We start from the raw sequence: 20934 nt of genomic DNA, 5'->3' as shown, positions 1-20934 counted from the left end.
TCAGCTCTTGGGCGCGGGCTTGGCCACCACCTTGGCGCCCGCCTGCAGCAGGGCGTTGGGCGCCAGAACCACCTGATCGCCGGCGGCGATGCCGTCGAGTATCTCCATCTCCGGGCCCAGATTGCGACCCAGCTTGACCGGCCGGAACTCCAGCCGCGAACCCACGCCCAGCCGCACGACCTGCGACCCGCCCGCGCCGGCGATCACCGTCGACACCGGCACTATCACCGTCGGCGCCGCGCGCGGCACCTGCAGGGTCACCTCGCCCACCATGCCGGCTGGAATGCGGCCCTCGGGATTGGGCAGGCGCAGTTCCACCCGCATGCCGCCGGCTTCCTCGGAGATGCTCTGGGCGATGCGCACCACTTCGGCCTGGAAGCGCTCGCCTGCAAGTTCGGGGAAACCGACTTCGGCCTGCAGACCCGGACGCACCTGCAAGACCGCGCCCTGCGGTATGTCCACCAGCACCCGCAGCGGGTCCAGCGCATTGATCCGGAACAGGGGCACGGCCGCAGCGGAATCGCCGATCACCCGATCGCCGCGCTCCACGTTGCGAGCGGCCACCACCCCGGCGAACGGCGCGCGCACCACCTGGAAGGCCTGCCGTTCGCGCGCGCTGGACAAGCGCGCCTGGGCCGCGGCCAGCGCCGCTTCGGCGGCATCGCGGTTGGCGCTGCGGTCGCTGTACATCTCGGCCGAAACCGCACCCGATTTCACCAGCACCGCGGCGCGCTCGTAATTGACCTTGGCCAGCTGCAGATCGGCGCGCAGCCTGCCCACTTCGGCGGTCGCCTCGCGCACGGCCTGGTCGGCTTCCGGCGCCGAGATCACCGCCAGCACCTGTCCGGCGGTCACGCGATCTCCCAGGTCCGCCCGCCGCTCGCTGATGAAGCCGGTGGCGCGCGGATACAGCTGCGCCGATTCCCCGGCGACGGCGCGCGCAGGCAGGCGTAATGCGTAGTCCGGCTCGGCCGCTCGCGCCTGCGCGGTCAGCACCTGCGGCAACGCGGTGGCCGTCGATTGTTCGGCGGCGCCGCGGCTGCAGCCCGCCAGCAGCGCCAGCAATGCGCCGCCAATCAAGGCTGCCTGTGTCGTTCGGGCCATGTTCGTGGTGTTCATGAGGAAGCTCCTGCGCCGGCGGGCTGGCCATCGGTGGTTTCGGAATCGGATTGAGCGATGCGGCGATTGTGGCGGCGGCCCAGCACGGCCAGCAGCGAAGGCACCAGCAACAGCGTGGCCGGCGTGCCGAACAGCAGTCCGCCGATCACCGCGCGGCCCAGCGGCGCGTTCTGTTCGCCGCCCTCGCCCAGTCCCAGCGCCATCGGCACGATGCCAAGCACCATGGCGCTGGCGGTCATCAGCACCGGACGCAGGCGCACTGCGGCGGCTTCGTAAGCGGCGGCTTCGTGGTCGTGGCCGGCGGCGATCAGGTCGCGCACGAAACTGGTCACCAGCACGCTGTTGGCAGTGGACACACCGATCACCATCATCACGCCCATCAATGCCGGCACGCTCAACGGCGTGCCGGTGACGAACAGGGCCACTGCGGCCCCGGCGATGGCGATCGGCAGGCCGGACATGGCCGCCAACGGCAGGATCCACGACTGGAAATTCACCACCAGCACCAGGAACACCAGGATCGCCGACATCACCAGACCGGCGGCCAGTTCACCGTAGGCGCTTTGCATTTCGCCCGCCTGGCCGGCGATCTCGATGCGGTTGCCGGGCTTGAGCGTAGCGTTCAATTCTTCGGTGATGGACGTCAACCGGTCGTAGACAAAGCCCAGGTCGCGTCCTTGCACGTTGGCCAGCACGCTGATCGTCGGCGCCAATGTGGTGCGGCCGATGCTGGCCGGCACACTGCGCGGGCTCACCGTGGCGATATTGCGCAACAGCACCGCTTCGCCGTTGGCGCCGATGCGCAGCGGTGTGTTGAGCAGGGTTTCGATGCTGTCCAGGCTGGCCGGCGGCGCCTGCACCTGCACGGTGTAGGACTGCGCGCTGGCGGTGTCCACCCAGTACACCGGCGTCACCGTGCCGGCCGAGCCCAGCACCGCCAGCACCGCGCGGCTGGCGTCCTGCGCGGTGAGGCCCAGTTGCGCGGCGCGGCTGCGGTCGATGCTGACGTGGTATTCGGGCAGGTCCAGCACTTGGCGCAGGGTCACGTCGATCGCGCCGGGAATGCCGCGCAGTTTGGATTCGATTTGCCGCGCGACGGCCAGGTTGCCGGGATCGCGGCCGATCACCCGCACTTCGAACGCACCCACCGCCGAACCGGCGAGCGTGCGGCTGGTCGCATCCGGCGGTCGCTCGAAGATTTTCACCTCCGGGAATTTTTCGGCCACGCGCTGGCGGATCGCGGCCAGGTAGCCGGCGCTGGAGGCATGCGGCGAACGCAGTTGCAACATCACTTCGGCCTCGAACGAACCGACCACCGCGCTATCCACCAGGGCCAGGTTGACCGCATCGGGCACGCCGATCTGTTCGTACACGGTCTGCAATTCGGCCGGCGGGACGATGCTGCGGATCTCGCGCTGGATATCGGCCAGCCGCGCCGCGGTCTGTTCCAGCCGCGTGCCGGTGGGCAAGCGCACCTGCAGGCGCAGCTGGCCGGCATCGACCTGTGGGAAGTATTCGCGGCCCAGCAACATCGCCGATGCCGCGCCCAGGCCCAGCAGCACGAAGGCGGCGATGGCCAGCACGCCGCCGTGGTGGCCCAGTTTGAACAGCAAGGCGTGGTGCCGTTCGCGCAGGTTTTCCAGCACGTGTTCGACCTTGTGGTTGACCGCCAGCAGCGCGCGCTCCGCCGCCCAGCGCGGGCGCTTGCGGCTTTCCACATCGGCCGGCAACAGCAGCAGGCACAGCACCGGGATCAGCGTGCGCGAAAGCAGGAACGAGGCGCCCATGGCGAAGATTACCGCCAGCGCCAGCGGCGCGAACACCCAGGCCGACAGCCCGGTCATCAGCAGGATCGGCGTGAGCACGATGCAGATGCAGAGGGTCGAGACCAGTTCCGGAAACACCACTTCCGTCGCGCTGTGCAGGATGGCCTCGCGCACCGGGCGCCCTTCGGCGATGTTGCGGTTGGTGTTCTCCACGTCGACCACCGCGTTGTCGACCAGGATGCCGATGGCAAGCGCCAAGCCGCCCAGGGTCATCACGTTGAAGGTGTAGCCGAGCAGGTTGAGCATGGCCACCGAAGCCAGCAACGCCAGCGGAATGGCCGACAGCACGATCAGGCTGGAGCGCCAGGAACCTATGAATACCAGCACCACGAACGCGACCAGCAGGCCGACCAGAAGGGCTTCGTGGCGGATCGAACCGATGGCGTTGTCGACAAACACCGATTGGTCGAAGATCGGCTCGATGCGCATGCCCGGCGGCGCCGACGCTTCGATTTCCGGCAGCTTGGCCCGCACCGCGCGCACGATTTCCACCGCCGAGGCGCCGCCCAGCTTGATCAGCGCCACCGACACCGCGCTGGCGCCGTCCATGCGCGCGACGTTGGTCTGCAGCGCGCCGCCGTCGCGCACCGAAGCCACATCGCGCACGTAGATGACATTGCCGTCGCGGCTGACGATGGGCAGGTCCAGGAAACCGGCCGCGGACACCGGGCTGGTTTCCAGCGCGATCTGCATCTCGCGCCCGCCTTCGCGGATCACGCCCGAAGGCAGGGTCGGGCTGCCGCGCTCCAGTGCGCCGGTGACATCGGCCGGAGTCAGGCCATAGGTCCGCAGCGCGCGCGGGTCCAGGTCGACCATGATCTGCCGTGCGGCGCCGCCGTACGGCAGGGTCATGCGGATGCCGGGAATGGTCTGGACCTGCGAGCGCAGCTGCAGGCGCGCGTAGTCGTACAGCTGCGCTTCGGTCAGCGAATCGGAGGACAGCACCAGCTGCAGCACCGGCGTGCTGGACACGTTGTTGCGGATCACCAGCGGCGGCGAAGTGCCCGGCGGCATACGCCGCAGGATGGTCTGCGACACCGCGGTGATCTGGCCCAGCGCGCGTTCCAGGCTGACGTTGGGCTGGAAATCGATGCGCACGATGGCCATGCCGTTCAAGGTCTGCGAGCTGACTTCCTTCAGGTCGTCGACGGTGTTGAGGATGGCCGCTTCGGAGAACGAGGTCATCTTGGCCGCCACTTCGGCGGCGGGCAGACCGTTGTAGGTCCAGATCAGGTTGATCGAGGGAATGCCGACTTCCGGCAGGATGTCGGTAGGCATGCGCCGCGCCGCCAAGGTGCCGAACAACAGGATCAGGATGGCCAGTACCCCGATGGTGTAGCGGCGGTTCAAGGCGTACTGGACGATCCACATGGGGCTACGGCTCCGAATCTTTTCTTGGTTGCGCTACAGCCGGCAATGAAAAAGCCGGTTCGTGACGCGCCGATTGCGCGTGCATTCCTGATCCGCTCGCTTCAACCGTTGAGCAGCGAACGTCCAACCGCCGCGTAGCGCTCGCCGACCACGGCCTGCGTGTCCAGCACGCCATCGATCTGCCGGCGTTCGGCATCGCTCAATTGAATCCGCGTCGCCGCTGCGTTTTCGTCCAGGCGCGAAATCCTGCGCGTGCCGGGAATCGGCACCACGTCCGGGGCGCGGTCCAGCAGCCAGGCCAGCGCCAATTGCGCCGGCGTGCAGCCGCGCGCTTCGGCGATTGCCGCGAGCGCGCCGACCAGATTGCGGTTGACCTCGATGTTGCCGGGCAGGAAGCGCGGATTCTGGCGGCGGAAATCGTCCGCGCTCAGATCCTCCGGAGCCTGAATGGCACCGGTCAGGAAGCCGCGCCCCAGCGGACTGTAAGCGACCACGCCGATGCCCAGTTCCTGACAGGCCGGCAGGATCTCTTCTTCGATATCGCGCGACCACAGCGAGTATTCGCTTTGCAGCGCGGTGATCGGGTGCACCTGGCTGGCACGGCGCAGGGTGGCGGCGGACGCTTCCGACAGGCCCAGATACCGCACCTTGCCGGCCTTCACCAGGTCGGCCATCGCGCCCACCGTTTCCTCGATGGGCACGTTGGGATCCACGCGGTGCTGGTAGTACAGATCGATGTGGTCGACGCCCAGGCGTTGCAGGCTGGCGTCGGCGGCCTGCTTCACGTATTCGGGGCGGCCGTTGACGGGCCGGGCGCCCGGATCGTTGGGATCGCGCATGAAGCCGAACTTGGTCGCCAGCACCACTTCGCTGCGACGGGTCTTCAGCAATTTTGCCAACAGGCGCTCGTTGCCGCCGCTGCCGTACATGTCGGCGGTATCGAGGAAATCCACCCCGATATCCAGCGCATGGTGCAGGGTTTTCAGCGACTCGGCGTCATCGCTGGGGCCGTAGAACTCCGACATCCCCATGCAGCCCAGGCCGATGGCGGAGCATTCCAGGGGAGGCAGGTCCAAAGCGCCGCGGCCGAGCCTACGGCGGGGAATCGATACGTTCATGGGTTAGTCCGTGGGGGAGGACGTGCGGCAAGTCCAAACTAGGCTCCCTGCCCCGTGAGGCGTTAGTTCATTGCTGGCGAAAACTTGCCCGATCCTGCAATTCGGATCGAACGGCCGTGCAAATCGTGCCGCTGTGCCGATAATCGGAAAACCCCAGCCCCCACGCTGAAAGCCATGAGCCATGTGATTTCTTCCGAGCTGATCGCCCAGCACTCGCTGAATGCGCAGCAGAACGAGTTGGCCGACCGGATTGCCCGATTGGCGACCGAGGACGGCGTCCACGACACCGCGCTGGCGCCTTTGAAGCTGGCGCGGCGCAGTGCGCCCACGCCCTGCGCGCCCAATCTGTACGAGCCGTGCCTGTGCATAGTCGTGCAGGGCAGCAAGATCGCCATCCTGGGCAAGCAGATCTATCAATACGACCCGCTGAATTACCTGGTGGTGTCGATGACCCTGCCGATGCTGGGCCAGGTGACCGAAGCCACCCCGGAAAAACCCTACCTGAGCCTGCGCCTGAACATCGACCTGGAGCAGATCGCCGCGTTGATTCTGGATGTCGACGCGCAGGCCGAAGCCGAACGCTCCGTGTCGGCCAGCGCCGCCTATGCGGCCCGGGTCAGTCCCTCGCTGCTGGAAGCGGTGTTGCGGCTGATGCGGCTGCTGGACACGCCGGAAGACCTGCGCGTGCTGGCGCCGGCCGCGATACGCGAAATCCTCTACCGGGCGCTGTTGGGCGACCTGGGCCACCGTCTGCGCGATCTGGTCGTCAGCGACAGCCGTTCGCACCGCATCGCCCATGCGGTAGAGCTGTTGCGCCAGAACTATCTGGAACCCCTGCGCATCGACGCGCTGGCCCAGGCCGTGCACATGAGCGCCTCGTCCCTGCACCACCATTTCAAGTCGGCCACCGCCATGTCGCCGCTGCAGTTCCAGAAGCAGCTGCGCCTGCACGAAGCGCGCCGGCTGATGCTGGTGGATGGCCTGGAGGCCAGCACGGCCGCGCACCGCGTGGGCTACGAAAGCCCTTCGCAATTCAGCCGCGAATACAAGCGTCTGTTCGGCGCGCCGCCGCGTTCGGAAATCGTGCAGGTGCGCAGCAGCGCCGCTTCTTCTGGCTAGAGGATTTTTCGGCTCGAAGCCCGCTCGCCGGCCGCACGCCGGAGGATGAACTCGTCGTCCATGGTGTTGCCGACCGGGAACTTGTACTCGCCCACCCGTTCGAAACCGTAGCGCCCGTAAAACCGCTGCGCGCCCAGGTTCTCCGACCACACGCCGATCCACAGCGTGCGCGGACCGTCCTTCTCCAGCCACGCCAGCGCGGTCTCGAACAGTTTCGATCCCCAGCCGCCATTGTGCGCTTCGCGCAGCACGTAGAGCCGCTTGAGCTCGCCGTCTTCGGGTTTGGCATCGACATGCGGCAAGCCGCAGCTGCCGGCGCAGGCGTGCCCGACCGGCACGCCGCCGCGTTCCAGCAACCACATCGCCACCGATTCCTTCTCCAGCATCTCCCGCTGCGCCGCCGGCGAGTAGGAGTTCAACAGGAAGTACGCCAGGTCTTCGGGTGGATACAGCGCGCCGAAGGTTTCGACGAAGGTGTCGGTGGCGATGCGCGACATCGCCTCGGCATCGTCCGGGGTGGCGCGGCGTATGAGCAACTCGTCGCTCATGGCTGTTTCAGGCGTACCGAAACATGCACCTCGGCCAGCTGCGCGTCCGGGATCGGCGACGGCGCGCCGGTCATCAGGCATTGCGCGGTGGTGGTCTTGGGGAAGGCGATGACGTCGCGGATCGATTCGGTGCCGGCCATCAGCGCGGCGATGCGGTCGATGCCGAAGGCGATGCCGCCGTGCGGCGGCGCGCCGTATTTCAGCGCGTCCAGCAGGAAGCCGAACTTGGCTTCGGCCTCTTCGGCGCCGATGCCCAGCAGTTCGAACACCGCGCTCTGCATGTCCGGACGATGGATGCGGATCGAACCGCCGCCGATTTCATTGCCGTTGAGCACCATGTCGTAGCCGCGCGACACGGCAGTCTTGGCATTGGCGCGCAGGTCGGAGATGTCATCCACCGCAGGCGCGGTGAAGGGATGGTGCAGGGCCACGTAGCGCTGCGCTTCCTCGTCCCACTCGAACATCGGGAAATCGGTGACCCACAGCGGCGCCCAGCGGTCTTCCACCAGGTTCATGTCCTTGCCGACCTTCAGGCGCAGCGCGCCCATGAAGTCGCTGACCGTGCTGTATTTGCCCGCGCCGAAGAACACCAGGTCGCCGTTCTGCAGGCCGGTGGCCTTGATCAGCTCGGCGAAGGCGGCTTCGGTGAAGAACTTGGCGATGGGCGAAGCGACTTCACCGTTCTCGCCCAGCTTGATGTAGGCCAGGCCCTTGGCGCCGTACTTGGCCGCGTGCGCGCCCAGGTCGTCGATCTGCTTGCGCGACAGCACCGCGCCTCCCGGGATGCGCAGCGCGGCGATGCGGCCTTCCGGGTTCGAGGCCCAGTCGGTGAACACCTTGAACTCGCTGTCCTTCACCAGTGCTGCGACGTCGATAAGTTCCAGCGAATTACGCAGATCGGGCTTGTCCGAACCGTAGCGGCGCATCGCCTCGGCGTAGGTCATGCGCGGGAATTCCGCCGCCAGCTCCACCTGCATCACTTCGCGGAACACCGTGCGGATCATCTCCTCGGTGGTGTCCTGCACGTCGCGCTCCTTGACGAAGGCGAATTCCATGTCCAGCTGGGTGAACTCCAGTTGGCGGTCGGCGCGCAGCGCTTCGTCGCGGAAGCAGCGCGCGATCTGGTAGTAGCGGTCGAAGCCGGCCACCATCAGGATCTGCTTGAACAGCTGCGGCGACTGCGGCAGCGCGTAGAACTCGCCCGGATGCATGCGTGCGGGCACCAGGAAGTCGCGCGCGCCCTCGGGCGTAGCCTTGGTCAGGATGGGGGTTTCGATGTCCTGGAAGTCGCGCGCGTCCAGCCACTGGCGCAATGCGGCCACCAGCTTGGTGCGGGTGCGCATCATCCGCTGCATCTCGGGGCGGCGCAGATCCAGGTAGCGGTACTTCAGGCGGGTTTCCTCGCCGGCGTTCTCATGGGCGTGGAACGGCAGCGGCTGAGCCTTGTTGAGAACAGTGATCCGGGTGGCGACCACTTCCACCTTGCCGCTCTTGAGCTTGTCGTTGACGCTCTGGCGCGCGCGCACCACGCCTTCGACCTGCAGCACGTCCTCGTAGCCCAGGCTGGCGGCGACCTTGAACACTTCGACCTGCTCCGGCTCCACCAGCACCTGCACGATGCCGTGGTGGTCGCGCAGGTCGATGAAGCAGACCCCGCCGAGGTTGCGGGCGACGTCGGTCCAGCCGCACAGGGTGACGGACTGGCCGGTCAGGGCCTCGTCGATGAGGCCGCAGAAATGGGTACGCATGGGGGCTCCGGAAGACGGTTCCGGCAACCAGGGCCGGAAAGCCGGCTATTTTGAGGCCGTGGCCCTGCCCGGGCAAATCCGCACCATCATCGGGCCTGAATAAACGGGGTGTATATTCCCGCGCACCATCCTGACGCCCTTTGGAGACTGCCATGTTGCGCACGTTGTCAGCCATGCTCGTAGTGCTCGGTTTGCTCATCGCAGTCCCCTCCCCGGCCCAGGCCCAGATCCAGACCAAGGCCTACGCACCGGAAAATCTGCGCACCCTGTCGCGCCAGGATCAGGAAAGGGTCATCAGCCTGGAGTATTCGGAACAGTCCCGCGGCCGCCGCATCCCCGACGACCAGCTGCGTTTCTATCTGGACCAGGTCAACCGCTCCAACTGGACCTTCAGCCGGATCAAGCAGGACATCGCCAGCTCGCTGGGCGGCGGTGGCGGCTGGAACCCCGGACCTTCCCCGGGCGGCTCGGTCCTGTGCGAAAGCAGGGACAATCGCCGCAGCACCTGCAACACCGGTTTCCGCGGCCGCGCCGTACTCAGCCAGAACCTGTCCAGCACCCGCTGCGTCGAAGGCCAGAACTGGGGCAGCGGCAATGGCGTGGTCTGGGTCGACCGCGGCTGCCGCGGCCGCTTCGTGCAGGGCTCTTTGGGCGGCGGCGGCGGGACCATCCGTTGCGAAAGCGTCGATGGCCGCTACCGCGAATGCTCCACCGGTTTCCGTGGCAATGCGGTGCTGACCCGCAAACTGTCCGATGCCCGCTGCACCGAGGGCGACACCTGGGGCCAGCGCAACGGCACGATCTGGGTCAACCGCGGCTGCCGCGCCGAGTTCAGCGCCGGCGGCGGCAACTGGAATCCCGGCGGCGGCAACAGCGGCTACAACGTCACCTGCAGCAGCGACGACAACCGCCGCCGCACCTGCGCCTGGAACAGCCGCTACGGCCGCCCGGTGCTGATCGAACAGCTGTCCAACAACAGCTGCCGCGAAGGCTCCACCTGGGGTTATCTGGGTAATCAGATCTGGGTGGACCGCGGCTGCCGCGGACGCTTCGGCAGCCGCTGACGCTCGTCGATCTTCAAGCACGGCAAGAGCCGCACACCCTGTGGAGTGCGGCTTTTTTTATCGCGCACGGCGATACCGGCCTCGCAGTGAACTGCCAGGGCGGACAGCATTGCTGGCCGTCGCTGCCGGTTTGCGTACCGCCAGCAACGCCATGGTTGTCGACGCCTGGCAAGCGCCGTCAACGCAACTGTAGAAATTGGGCCTGCTGATTTTTCGTTCTGGTGCCAACGACCCTTGCTCGCTCGAGAGCAGCAAGGGGCCGCTATAGGTGTAAAGCTCCTCGACCCCATACATGCGATCGCCTACCCGCTTGAGGGGCTTGAAATAGCGGCCTCTTCGCGGTGCGCAGCGAGTGGCCCCCGCCGCATAGGCGCTGCTGCAATCGGTCACCCATTGCGTACCACCGGGAAACGATGCCGACACCTGATAGTCGTAGGTACGCTGCATAGACCATTGCCAACCGCCGACGAACGAATCCACGTCTTGTCCGAACTCGGAGTAGTTTTCCTGGCTGGTGAAGTCCGGGTTACGCCGTATCGTCAAATCCGCCAACGGATTGGGATACCGCACCGGCACCGTAGTCGTCCCTGCGGGCTTCCACGTACCCGCTGCCTCGGCCTCTGCAAAGGCGGGAGCTTCCACACGCAGCGACAGGGTCTGTCCAAAGAGTGCCTTTTCCGCCGTTGCGGGCGTTCTGCCCCGGGCGAGATACACGACCGAATCCGCGGCGGTGTTCCCACCCGGCAACGTCCAGAAAGTGATATCTGCATCGCGCACGCGCGTCTGCAGCCTTCCGCCGGCATCCACCGACCAGGAAAACGCGTCCCGGCCATCGTTGGGGCCCGGCATGAAGCCGGACACCAGCTTCATCCCAAGATCTTCGACCAGGCCGGCTCCGGCGCCATCGAAACGGTATTGGGCATATTCGCAGATCTCGAGTTGTGTGGCGGACTCGCATATCCATGGCAAACCGCGCCTGCCGGAAAGGCCGACCCATGCGTTGCGAAGATACTGCTGATCGAGATCGATGGCCGACGCTATCCGGCGCTCATAGATCGTTTCGGAAGGCCTGCTCGGAGAGTCCGGATACCTTACCTTCCAACTCGATGTGGACGCCCAGATGCTCGAACCGTCGCCGACGAAAAACCGGCGCAGGCGCGTGGACTGCAATTGCCTGCTCGTCCTTTGCAATGTTGTAGGGCTGAACCACGTGTAGGACCAGACCTGCTCGAATGTAGCGCCAATGGGCGTCAGTATTATTTCGCCATCGGTTTCGTAGTCGTGCGAAATACGGGCGTCGAATCGAACAGAGCCATTTCCCTGCGCACTGTATCCGCTGATCGTCCCATCGGAATTCTTGACCAGCAACCGTGCGTCGCTTACGGGCCGGCCGGTGGTAGAAATGGATACATCGACTGCCACATCCTCCATCGGAGTCGCGCCGAGCAGCAACGTAGACTCCGGCATTTCCGCAAGCGAGACGAACTTCACATAGTCGGGCTGATCTAAAAAGCCGCTGATCGCATCCGACTCGAACGTTTCCATGACTTGATTGGTACTTATATAAGTCTCCACCGCAGCGCGATAGGCTGCTTCATCCTGAAGCAATTGCCACCCATCGCCGAATCCCGAAGGCAACGGCACGAAGAATTCGTACGCGACCAGAAATAGCGTATGGGCTGCGCTGACCATATCGGAATAGTGGATGGAGCGGGTCGCGGTCGCGAATTCCGCATCGCTGACTGCGTCGCGGCCAAGCGCGACCCTGATCATCCACGCAAGAGCGCTGCTGTAGGGCGACACGCGCAATCGATAATGATCGGAGATATCCAGGTACGAGTCGCCCCCCGCCATTTGCCTCAGCTTCCCATAACTGCCGATCACCGATACATAGTGAATGCGTTGCGAAAACGCCTCTACCCTCACCATCTCCCCGTCCGCAAGCCGGCCGATGGGCACGCGATAAGCCGCTCCATCGACGACGGCCGGATAGGCCTTGCCACCGGCGTACGCGGTCACCATGATCGAGTTCTGCAAAGCCGCTGGCACACCGGTCACTTCGCCCGAGAGGGTCAGACCGGGAGGCAGAAGGGGCTGCGATCCGTTCACTCGGATTGGTTCGGCTTGGGCCGTTGCGGCGACGGCCGTAGCACTCGCCCGCCAAGCCATCAGATCCGAAACGCGGCTTCGCATGAAACGCTCGGTCACCTCAAGCGCGCTGTAGATACGAAGCACTTGGACGTTGCGAGCCGCCCAAGCTCCACCAATCACGGACACGGCCAATAGCGCAGTCAGCGCCAGATTCCTTGCACTCATTGATTCCCCCAGCCCCTATCGGCCACCGAGGCAATCTATCCGTTCATCCGGTTCCAGTCGAGTGGCTACTTGAGGTTATCGAAGCACTGGAGCCATGTGGACCGCGGCGGCCGCGCACGCTGCGGCCTTCGCTGATCCCGTCTGTCTCTGCCTGCAAACGCCGCCTCTAAGGCAGCGTTCTTGATCATGGTGAAGCGCCCCATGCGGGCGCTGGCGTCGCGACGGCTCGGGCCAGATCGAATTCGACCTGGAACAGACGTCCATTCGGACGACTGAGCTCATAGACGAATTTTTTCCCAGGCACGATTCCCAGGGCCCACGTATTGGTCAGCGAAGCCTGCATTCCTTGCGTACGGAACAACGCTATCGATTCGGCATCGGCAGGGAATTCCTGACGCTGGGCCGTACCCGCTTCATGTGTCTGGCCACCGTACAGGGTGACAGCATCCGGACTGCCATCGGCATGGCGATGGTCGTGCTTCAGACGTAATCCACCGGTCCGACGGGTGATGACCCACGTGCGCGAACGGTCGTCGCCCACATGGAAGGGAATACGCAGCTCGTTCTCGTTGCAATCGCGCACGTGCATCACCAATGCCTTGCCTTCGAAAGGATCGGGCGCGGCCGATGCAGGCGTATTGGCGACTATCTTGCCGGCGAACGAGCGGCCACAGAACGCGGCGATGCTTTGGTAGAACTCGTCCGCCGGAGTCACTACCGGGTCAACGGCTGTGGGAGAGCCGGTCGAGGTTGCACAGGAAGCGAGGAACAGGGTTGCAGCGAGCAGCCGATATCGATTCATAGCCGCACACTAACGGGTACGCAAACCTTCCATCAAGCCAAAAAATGAATCGTCATTCCCGCGAAGGCGGGAACCCAGCGACTTTGGCTTTCATACGGAGGTTGAAGTCGCTCAATTTGGCGAATGCACTGTTCTTTGTCGCGCAGTAGATCGCCAATGCGGCGAGCTGGCCGCACAAGCCAAAGTCGCTGGGTTCCCGCCTTCGCGGGAATGACGATCTTTGTTTATCCGTGCGCCCTTTGTTTATCCGTGCGCCGGAGAAATCTGCCCTACGAAGAAGAAGAAGAAGAAGAAGGCGTAGCAGCGGGCGCCACCGGCTTGGCTTCGGTCTTGCTCTCGGTCTTCGGCGCACTCGCGGTTTCACTGGCTGCCGGCTTGGCATCGCCCGAAGGCTTGCTCTCCGACTTGCCGATACCTTCGCTGCCTTCGGTGAGGTTGCGCTTCTTGTCGCCGTCTTTCTTGAAGTCGGTTTCGTACCAGCCACTGCCGGACAAACGGAATGCGGGCGCGGTCAGCTGGCGCTTGACCTGGTGCGCGCCGCAGGACGGGCAGGTTTCCGGGTCCGGATCGGACATCTTCTGCAGGCGGTCGAAACTGTGGCCGCATTCGGCGCACTGGAAGGCATAGATAGGCATGGACGACGTCGGTTGAGTGCGGTGGCTTGTTTCTGGGGGCAGGCGGCCGGCGAAGCAAGCGCGCCCGTTGCGGGTGAGTCTAGTCGTAAAGCGCCGACCACTCGGCCTCGGCGGTGGCCAGCGCGTCGCGCAGCTGTGTTTGCTGGCGGCCGATCTCAGCGACCCGGGCCCCGCCCTGCGCATAAACCGCAGGATCGGCCAGCTCGGTTTCCAGCGCGGCCAGCTTGCCCTCCAGTTCTGCCACACGGGCTTCGGCCTGGGCCAGCTTGTGCGGATTGACCTTTTTCGCCGGGGCCGCCGGCTTGGCCGCGGGTGCGGCTGGTAATGGCGTTTCGGGAATCTTCGGCGGCTTGTTGCCCTGGGCGGTGGCGCGGCTGCGCAGCCAGGCGGCGTATTCGTCCAGGTCGCCGGCGAAGGGTTCGACCACACCATCGGCCACGCGCCAGTAGGTTTCGCAAACCAGGCCGATCAAATGGCGGTCGTGCGAGACCATGACGATGGCGCCTTCGAACAGGCTCAGCGCTTCGGCCAGCGCCTCGCGCATCTCCAGATCCAGGTGGTTGGTGGGTTCGTCCAGCAGCAACACGTTCGGCTGGCGCCAGGCGATCAGCGCCAAAGCCAGGCGCGCGCGTTCGCCGCCGGAGAAGCCATCGACGCTTTCGAAGGCGCGGTCGCCGGGGAAATTCCACTTGCCCAGGAAATCACGGAACGACTGCGTCGGCGCATCCGGCGACAGGTCGCGCAGGTGGTCGATGGGCGATTGCGCGGGCTTGAGCGATTCCACCGTGTGCTGGGCGAAGTAGCCGATGCGCACGTCGGGGTGGCAGCTGCGGTCGCCATGGATTGGCGCCAAGTCGCCGACCAGCGTCTTCACCAGCGTCGACTTACCCGCGCCGTTGACGCCCAGCAGGCCGATGCGGTCGCCGGCTTCCAGGCCGAAAGCCACGTCCTTGAGGATTACCGTGTCCTCGCCGTAACCGGCATCTACATGGTTCAAGCGGATCAGCGAGAACGGCAGGCGCGCGGGCTGGGCGAATTCGATCACCAGTTCGCGTTCGGCGCGCACCGCTTCGGTGCCCGCCATCTTGGCCAGGCGCTTGACCCGCGACTGCGCCTGCTTGGCCTTGGCCGCGCTGGCGCTGAAACGGTCGATGAAGCTCTGCAGGTGGGCGCGCTCGGCCATGCTCTTTTCATGGGTGATCTGCTGCAGACGCAGTTGTTCCGAACGCTGGCGTTCGAAGGCGGTGTAGTCGCCGGTGTACAGCTTGGCCTTGCCGCCATGCAGGTGAAGCGTGTGGGTGGTGACGTTGTCCAGGAACTCGCGGTCGTGCGAGATCAGCAGCAGCGTGCCGGGATACTTCAGCAGCCATTGCTCCAGCCACAGCACCGCGTCCAGATCCAGGTGGTTGGTCGGTTCGTCCAACAGCAGCAGATCGCTGGGCGTCATCAGCGCGCGCGCCAGATTCAAGCGCACGCGCCAGCCGCCGGAGAAGGAAGACACCGCGCGCTGGTGGGTATCGCCCGGGAAACCCAGGCCGTGCAGCAACTTGCCGGCGCGCGCGGAAGCGTCGTAGCCGTTGACCTCTTCCAACCGGTGGTGGGCCATGGCCACCGCTTCCCAGTCCTCGTCGGCCAGGGCCTTGGCCTCGGCGCGCAAGGCGGCGGCGACATCGACATCGCCGGACAACACGAACTCGATGGCCGGGTCCGGCAGCGACGGGGTTTCCTGGGCCACGCTGGCGATGCGGACTTTACCCGGCAGGTCGATATCGCCCTTGTCGGCCTCGATCTCGTTGCGGATGGCGGCGAACAGGCTGGATTTGCCGGTGCCGTTGCGGCCGACCACGCCCACCCGGTAGCCGGCGTGCATGGTCAGGTCGACATCGGACAGGAGCAGGCGTTCGCCCCTGCGCAGGGCGAAATTACGTAAGGAAATCACGGGATGAGCCAGGGTTATTAACGAAGTTGCGTTGCATAGTTTAACTATTACAGCCCGTCACACGTTTGTTAATAAATCATTGACATGGATGTCATATGCCTGTAATCCAGACTTTGATGCACCGCAACAGCTCCTGCGCGGCGGATCCAGCGACAAGAACCGAATCCACCCTGAAGTCTCTTGAACCCTGAAAATCTTTTTGGAGTAGCCATGAACCGCAAGCCCGCCCCGCTCGCCGCCGCGATCTTCCTCGCGCTGCTCACCTCTCCCGCCCTGGCCCAGGAAACTCCCGAAGAGGCCAAGACCCTGGACACCCTGATCGTCACGGGTACCCGCGTCTCCGACCGCACTGTGGCCGAATCGACCGCACCGATCGACATCATTACTCCCGAAGTGCTGCAATCCACGGGCACCGTGGAATTGGCGACCGCGCTTTCCCGCGCTATCCCATCGCTCAACTTCCCACGCCCTGCCATCAACGACGGCACCGACGCGATGCGCCCGGCGCAGCTGCGCGGCCTGTCACCCGACCACACCCTGGTCCTGGTGAATGGCAAGCGCTACCACCCCGGCTCGCTGGTCAACGTCAACGGCAGCCAGGGCCGCAGTTCCTCGCCGGTCGATCTCAACACCATTCCGATCTCCGCGATCGAACGGGTGGAAGTGCTGCGCGACGGCGCTTCGGCGCAGTACGGTTCCGACGCCATCGCCGGCGTCATCAACATCGTGCTGAAGGGTTCGGACAGGGGCGGCAGCGCCAGCGCGACCTACGGCCTCTACAGCGCCGGTGACGGCGAGCAGTACCAGGTGCAGGGCGACGCCGGTTTCAAGCTGGGCGAAGCGGGCAAGGTGCACTTCGCCGTCCAGGGCGGCCACCAGGACCAGACCGACCGCGCCGCGCCGTACCTGGGCGTGGTCACCCCCACCAGCGCGCCGGCCGGCAAAGTCGTGCAACGCCTGGGCGATCCGGAAGTGGACAACGGCTCCTTCCTCTACAACGGTGAAATCGCCGTCGCCGACTACCTCACTTTCTATTCGTACGGTCTGTATACCAAGCGCGAATCGCTCTCCAACGGTTTCTTCCGGCCGGCCGGCGACTCGCGCAACATCCCGTCGATCTATCCCGATGGCTTCTTGCCGCAGATCTTCAATACCTCCACCGATGTCAGCTTCTCTGGCGGCCTGAAGACTTACACCGCCGGCGGCACCAACATCGACATCAGCTACACCTACGGCTCCAACAAGCTGGAATTCGACATCCAGAACACGCTCAACCGCAGCATCGGCCCGACCTCGCCGACCGAGTTCTACGCCGGCTCGCTGGAATTCAAGCAACACGTGTTGAATTTCGACTTCAACAAGCAGCTGGACTGGGGACTGGCCTATCCGCTCACACTGTCCTATGGCGCCGAGTGGCGCGGCGAGGAATACACGATCGGACCGGGCGAGCCTGGCTCATACATCAACGGCGGCGAATTGATCGCCGGTGCGCCGGCGCCGTCCGGCTCGCAGGTGTTCCCGGGCTTCCGTCCCAGCGACAGCGGCACCTTCGACCGCAACAACCTTTCGTACTACGTCGGCCTGGAAGGCGATCTCACCGAGAAGCTGTCGGCCGGCATTGCGGTGCGCTACGAGGACTACAGCGACTTCGGCGACACAGCCACCGGCAAACTAACCGGTCGCTACGCGTTCAACGACGCCATCGCCCTGCGCGCCACCGCCTCGACCGGGTTTCACGCGCCATCGCTGCAGCAGCAGTACTACCAGACCACTTCAACCAACTTCATCGGCGGCATTCCTTTCGACCTGGTGACTTTCCGCGTGACCAATCCGGCCGGCATCGCGCTGGGCGCTGAACCGCTGAAGGCCGAGGAATCGGACAACTTCAGCCTGGGCCTGGTGCTGACGCCGGTCGAAGGCCTGTACGTGACCATCGATGCCTACCAGATCAAGGTCAAGGACCGCATCACGCTGTCGGAAAACCTCACCAGCACGGCGGTGCGCACCTACCTCAACACGCACGGCTTCCCTGACGTGGCGGGAGGTCGCTACTTCACCAACGCGTTGGATACCACCACCACCGGCATCGACATCGTCGGCACGTACACGTGGAACTTGGCGTCAAGCAAGCTCGACTTCACCACCGGCTACAATTACAACAAGACCGAGATCGACCGCGTAGCCCCCAACCCGGCGGCGCTGGAATTGATCGATCCGGCAGCGGTACGCTTCGGCCGGGTAGAGCTGGGACGCTTCGAAGTGGGGGCGCCACGCGACAAGTTCTTCCTCAACAGCGTCTGGACCAAGGGCGGCTTCAGCATCGGCGCCACTGCGACGCGGTACGGCGAGTTCACCGTCCGCAACGCCAACCCCGCACTTGACCAAACCTTTGGCGCGAAATGGCTGCTCGACCTGTCGCTCGCCTACAAGCTGGACAAATGGGAGTTCACTGTCGGCGGCGACAACGTGTTGAACGAGTATCCGGACGAGGTGATCTTCGCCAACTCCACCTCCGGCCAGCTACCGTGGCCCACGCAGAGTCCGTTCGGCTTCAACGGCGGCTACATCTACGCGCGCGTCGGCTACAAGTGGTGACGGTGAAGCGTTGAGTCAAGCAAGAAAAGCCCCGGCATGCCGGGGCTTTTCATTTGACGGCGCCTGCATCCGAATGAACGTACCGGTCAGTTCCGGTTTGCCCTGAATCCAGGCATCGGCGACACTTGTTTCCACTCGGACGATGCTGGATTGCGAATGCCCCATGACACCGACCTGATCGACCTCATTGCGGTCGGCCTGGCGGTCGCGTTCGTACTGGGCGCACTGGCCAACCGCTTCAAGCTGTCGCCGCTGGTCGGTTACCTGCTGGCGGGGATGGTGGTGGGGCCGTTCACGCCCGGATTCATCGCCGACCAGGGGCTGGCCACGCAACTGTCGGAACTCGGCGTGATGCTGCTGATGTTCGGCGTAGGTCTGCACTTTTCGCTGGCCGACCTGATGAAGGTCAAGTCCATCGCCATTCCCGGCGCCATCGTGCAGATCGCGGCGGCGACGCTGCTGGGCTGGGCGCTGGCCTGGTACATGGGGTGGCCGCATCTGCAGGGCTTCGTATTCGGCCTGGCGCTTTCGGTGGCCAGTACGGTGGTGCTGCTGCGCGCGATGGAAGACCGCCGGCTTCTGGATACCAGCCGCGGCAAGATCGCCGTCGGCTGGCTGATCGTGGAAGATCTGGTGATGGTGCTTGCGCTGGTGCTGCTGCCCGCGCTGGCCGGCGCGCTGGGCGACGGCAACACCGCCGATGCGGCCGCACAGGTCAGCGGCGCGGCGGTCGAGGCCGCGCAACAGGAAACCAGCCCGGCCTGGGCCATCGCCAAAGCGCTGGGCATCACCCTGCTGCAGGTCACCGCGTTTGTGGCGGTGATGCTGGTGGTAGGCAAACGCGTCATTCCGTGGACGCTGGAGAAGATCGCCGCCACCGGTTCGCGCGAATTGTTCACGCTGGCGGTGCTGGCCATCGCGCTGGGCGTGGCGTTCGGTTCGGCGAAACTGTTCGGCGTCTCTTTCGCGCTGGGCGCGTTCTTCGCCGGCATGCTTTTGAACGAGTCCGAACTCAGCCACAAGGCCGCCAACGATTCGCTGCCGCTGCGCGACGCCTTCGCGGTGCTGTTCTTCGTTTCGGTCGGCATGCTGTTCGACCCGACCATCGTGGTGAACTATCCGCTGCAGGTGCTGGCCACGTTCCTGATCATCGTGGTCGGCAAGTCGCTGGCCGCGTTCGTGATCGTGCGCGCATTCGGCCATCCCACCGGCACCGCGTTGACGATTTCCGCCAGTCTGGCGCAGATCGGCGAGTTCTCCTTCATCCTCGCCGGCCTGGGCTTGCAGCTGAAGATCCTGCCGCAGGAAGCGCACGACATGGTGCTGGCCGGCGCGCTGCTGTCCATCGTGGCCAATCCCTTCCTGTTCGTCGCTCTGGACAAGTGGAAGGCGCGCAACGAGAAGGAGGCGCCCGCGCCGGAGGAAGCCGAACCGCCGCCGGGTCCGCCGCTGGTCGCCGAAGACCACGCCATCGTGATCGGCTACGGCCGCGTCGGCAGCATCCTGGCGCAGGTGCTGCGCGAGCGCGGCGTGCCGCTGGTGGTGATAGACGACAACGGCCACAACATCGAACGCGCGCACGCCAACGGCATACCGGGCATCCGCGGCAGCGCCGCCTCCGACCGGGTGCTGGCCGAAGCGCAGCCGGAAAAAGCGAAGATCGCCGTGCTGGCCATCCCGCAACCGCTGGAAGCGGGCGAAGCCATCGCCAAGCTGCGCGCGATCAACCCATCGCTGACGGTGCTGGCGCGCGCGCACAGCGATGCGGAAGTGAAGCACCTGCTGGAACACGGCGCCGACGGTGCGATCATGGCCGAACGCGAACTGGCCTACTCGCTGGCGGAAATGATCATGTCCACCCCGCCATACCGCGCGCTGCGCAAAAGCAGCTGACAGGAAGCCTCCAACCTCGCGGCGTCCGTCCGAAAAAAAAGCCCGGCATCGCCGGGCTTTTTTTTGCACAGATCCGTCGTACCAGTCAGTTGTTGTCGGGGTTATCGACCAGACAGCCGGCACCATGGCAACCCTGCCAGTTCCCCTTGGTGTCGAAATTGGGGTTGCCGTCCCTGTCGAACGACGGTCGCGGGTCGATGTCCTGGCTGGTATCCCGGTCCGGGTTGTCGACCATGCAGCCGACACCGTGGCAACCGGTGTACTTGCTGGAGCTGTCGTAATGCACATTGCTGGTGGTGTGGCGGCGGTCCTTGTGCGAATCGCTGGCCGCACCGGCCAGGATCGCGCCGAGCACCGCACCAGCGACCACGGCGCCGCCGTCGTGTCCATGTTCGTCGTAGTGGCGCGCGCCCGGGTCGTAAGTGTCACCGCGTCCGTGGTGATAACCGCCCACATCGGCGAAAACACCCGCGCAGCCATTGGCTACCCAGATGTACCCGCTGCGGCGGTTATAGCCCCAGCTGCGGTTGATGATGCAGGCGCTGTTGGAAATCTGGTGGACGAGCTGAGGCGCGCGCAGAGGTCCAGCCCAGCATTCGTCGTATTGGTAATCGCGCGACTGGCATTCGACCGTGGACTGGGCCTGCGCCGTCGATGCTGGTGCATAAACAATCAAACCAAGAACCGCTAGTACGGCAAATTTGAAGATGTGCATGGTGGTTCCCCTCGGGTGGAAAGGTGAAAGTAGCCCTGCGCTGCCGAGGATATCGGCACATTTCTCACAATTCCACCGCACCCGCCCGTCCCGGAGAGACCGCGCCCATGTCGGTTGCGACAGAGG

At 65.0% G+C, this 20934-nt stretch carries 14 protein-coding genes; 4 read left to right on the top strand and 10 right to left on the bottom strand.

Annotation, left to right across the window (positions count from 1 at the left end):
- From BLR66_RS12690 to BLR66_RS12680, 3 genes are all read right to left on the bottom strand, one after another.
- Entirely contained in the window at positions 1 to 1119 is a 1119-nt protein-coding gene (locus tag BLR66_RS12690; RefSeq protein ID WP_093287042.1) for an efflux RND transporter periplasmic adaptor subunit, read from the bottom strand.
- Positions 1116 to 4316 carry an efflux RND transporter permease subunit gene (locus BLR66_RS12685; RefSeq protein WP_093287039.1) on the bottom strand — a complete coding sequence of 1067 codons (3201 nt, stop codon included), beginning with the start codon at positions 4314 to 4316 and terminating at the stop codon, positions 1116 to 1118. Before BLR66_RS12685 ends, BLR66_RS12690 begins: the two co-directional genes overlap by 4 nt.
- A gap of 101 nt (positions 4317 to 4417) precedes the next feature.
- Positions 4418 to 5434, bottom strand: a complete 1017-nt coding sequence (locus BLR66_RS12680) for an aldo/keto reductase (protein ID WP_218119637.1) — start codon at positions 5432 to 5434, stop codon at positions 4418 to 4420.
- A gap of 174 nt (positions 5435 to 5608) precedes the next feature.
- On the opposite strand from BLR66_RS12680, the gene BLR66_RS12675 reads away from it, so the two are divergent.
- Positions 5609 to 6553 carry an AraC family transcriptional regulator gene (locus tag BLR66_RS12675; protein WP_093287036.1) on the top strand — a complete coding sequence of 315 codons (945 nt, stop codon included), beginning with the start codon at positions 5609 to 5611 and terminating at the stop codon, positions 6551 to 6553.
- Here BLR66_RS12675 and BLR66_RS12670 read toward each other — a convergent pair.
- On the bottom strand, positions 6550 to 7101 hold the full coding sequence (locus tag BLR66_RS12670; RefSeq protein ID WP_093287033.1) for a GNAT family N-acetyltransferase: 552 nt from the start codon (positions 7099 to 7101) through the stop codon (positions 6550 to 6552). The two genes, BLR66_RS12675 and BLR66_RS12670, sit on opposite strands and share 4 nt — an antisense overlap.
- Positions 7098 to 8849, bottom strand: a complete 1752-nt coding sequence (gene aspS, locus BLR66_RS12665; RefSeq protein ID WP_093287028.1) for an aspartate--tRNA ligase — start codon at positions 8847 to 8849, stop codon at positions 7098 to 7100. Before aspS ends, BLR66_RS12670 begins: the two co-directional genes overlap by 4 nt.
- Positions 8850 to 9001: 152 nt before the next feature.
- On the opposite strand from aspS, the gene BLR66_RS12660 reads away from it, so the two are divergent.
- Positions 9002 to 9913: a DUF3011 domain-containing protein gene (locus tag BLR66_RS12660; protein ID WP_093287022.1), complete on the top strand. Its 912-nt coding sequence runs from the start codon at positions 9002 to 9004 to the stop codon at positions 9911 to 9913.
- Between the two features lie 57 nt (positions 9914 to 9970).
- Here the strand turns inward: BLR66_RS12660 and BLR66_RS12655 are convergent, their stop codons facing one another.
- From BLR66_RS12655 to BLR66_RS12640, 4 genes are all read right to left on the bottom strand, one after another.
- Positions 9971 to 12229: a hypothetical protein gene (locus tag BLR66_RS12655; RefSeq protein ID WP_093287017.1), complete on the bottom strand. Its 2259-nt coding sequence runs from the start codon at positions 12227 to 12229 to the stop codon at positions 9971 to 9973.
- A 184-nt stretch (positions 12230 to 12413) separates the two neighbouring features.
- Positions 12414 to 12944, bottom strand: coding sequence for a hypothetical protein (locus BLR66_RS12650; protein WP_343123923.1), 531 nt, complete (start codon positions 12942 to 12944; stop codon positions 12414 to 12416).
- 356 nt (positions 12945 to 13300) lie between these two features.
- Positions 13301 to 13666, bottom strand: coding sequence for an FmdB family zinc ribbon protein (locus BLR66_RS12645; protein ID WP_093287007.1), 366 nt, complete (start codon positions 13664 to 13666; stop codon positions 13301 to 13303).
- A 79-nt stretch (positions 13667 to 13745) separates the two neighbouring features.
- On the bottom strand, positions 13746 to 15605 hold the full coding sequence (locus tag BLR66_RS12640; RefSeq protein ID WP_093287002.1) for an ABC-F family ATP-binding cassette domain-containing protein: 1860 nt from the start codon (positions 15603 to 15605) through the stop codon (positions 13746 to 13748).
- A gap of 210 nt (positions 15606 to 15815) precedes the next feature.
- On the opposite strand from BLR66_RS12640, the gene BLR66_RS12635 reads away from it, so the two are divergent.
- A complete protein-coding gene (locus BLR66_RS12635; RefSeq protein ID WP_093286996.1) occupies positions 15816 to 18200 on the top strand; it encodes a TonB-dependent receptor plug domain-containing protein in 2385 nt (794 codons plus the stop codon).
- Positions 18201 to 18356: 156 nt separating this feature from the next.
- Complete coding sequence (gene ybaL / locus BLR66_RS12630; protein WP_093286993.1) at positions 18357 to 20093, top strand: YbaL family putative K(+) efflux transporter; 1737 nt, start codon at positions 18357 to 18359, stop codon at positions 20091 to 20093.
- Positions 20094 to 20178: 85 nt separating this feature from the next.
- Here ybaL and BLR66_RS12625 read toward each other — a convergent pair whose 3' ends face one another.
- A complete protein-coding gene (locus tag BLR66_RS12625; protein WP_093286991.1) occupies positions 20179 to 20808 on the bottom strand; it encodes a DUF3011 domain-containing protein in 630 nt (209 codons plus the stop codon).
- Positions 20809 to 20934: the final 126 nt, after the last annotated feature.

The sequence above is a fragment of the Pseudoxanthomonas sp. CF125 genome (assembly GCF_900104085.1).
Taxonomy (GTDB): domain Bacteria; phylum Pseudomonadota; class Gammaproteobacteria; order Xanthomonadales; family Xanthomonadaceae; genus Pseudoxanthomonas_A.
Note: the sequence above shows the minus strand (reverse complement) of the source record. Positions and strands in the feature narration are given on the sequence as shown.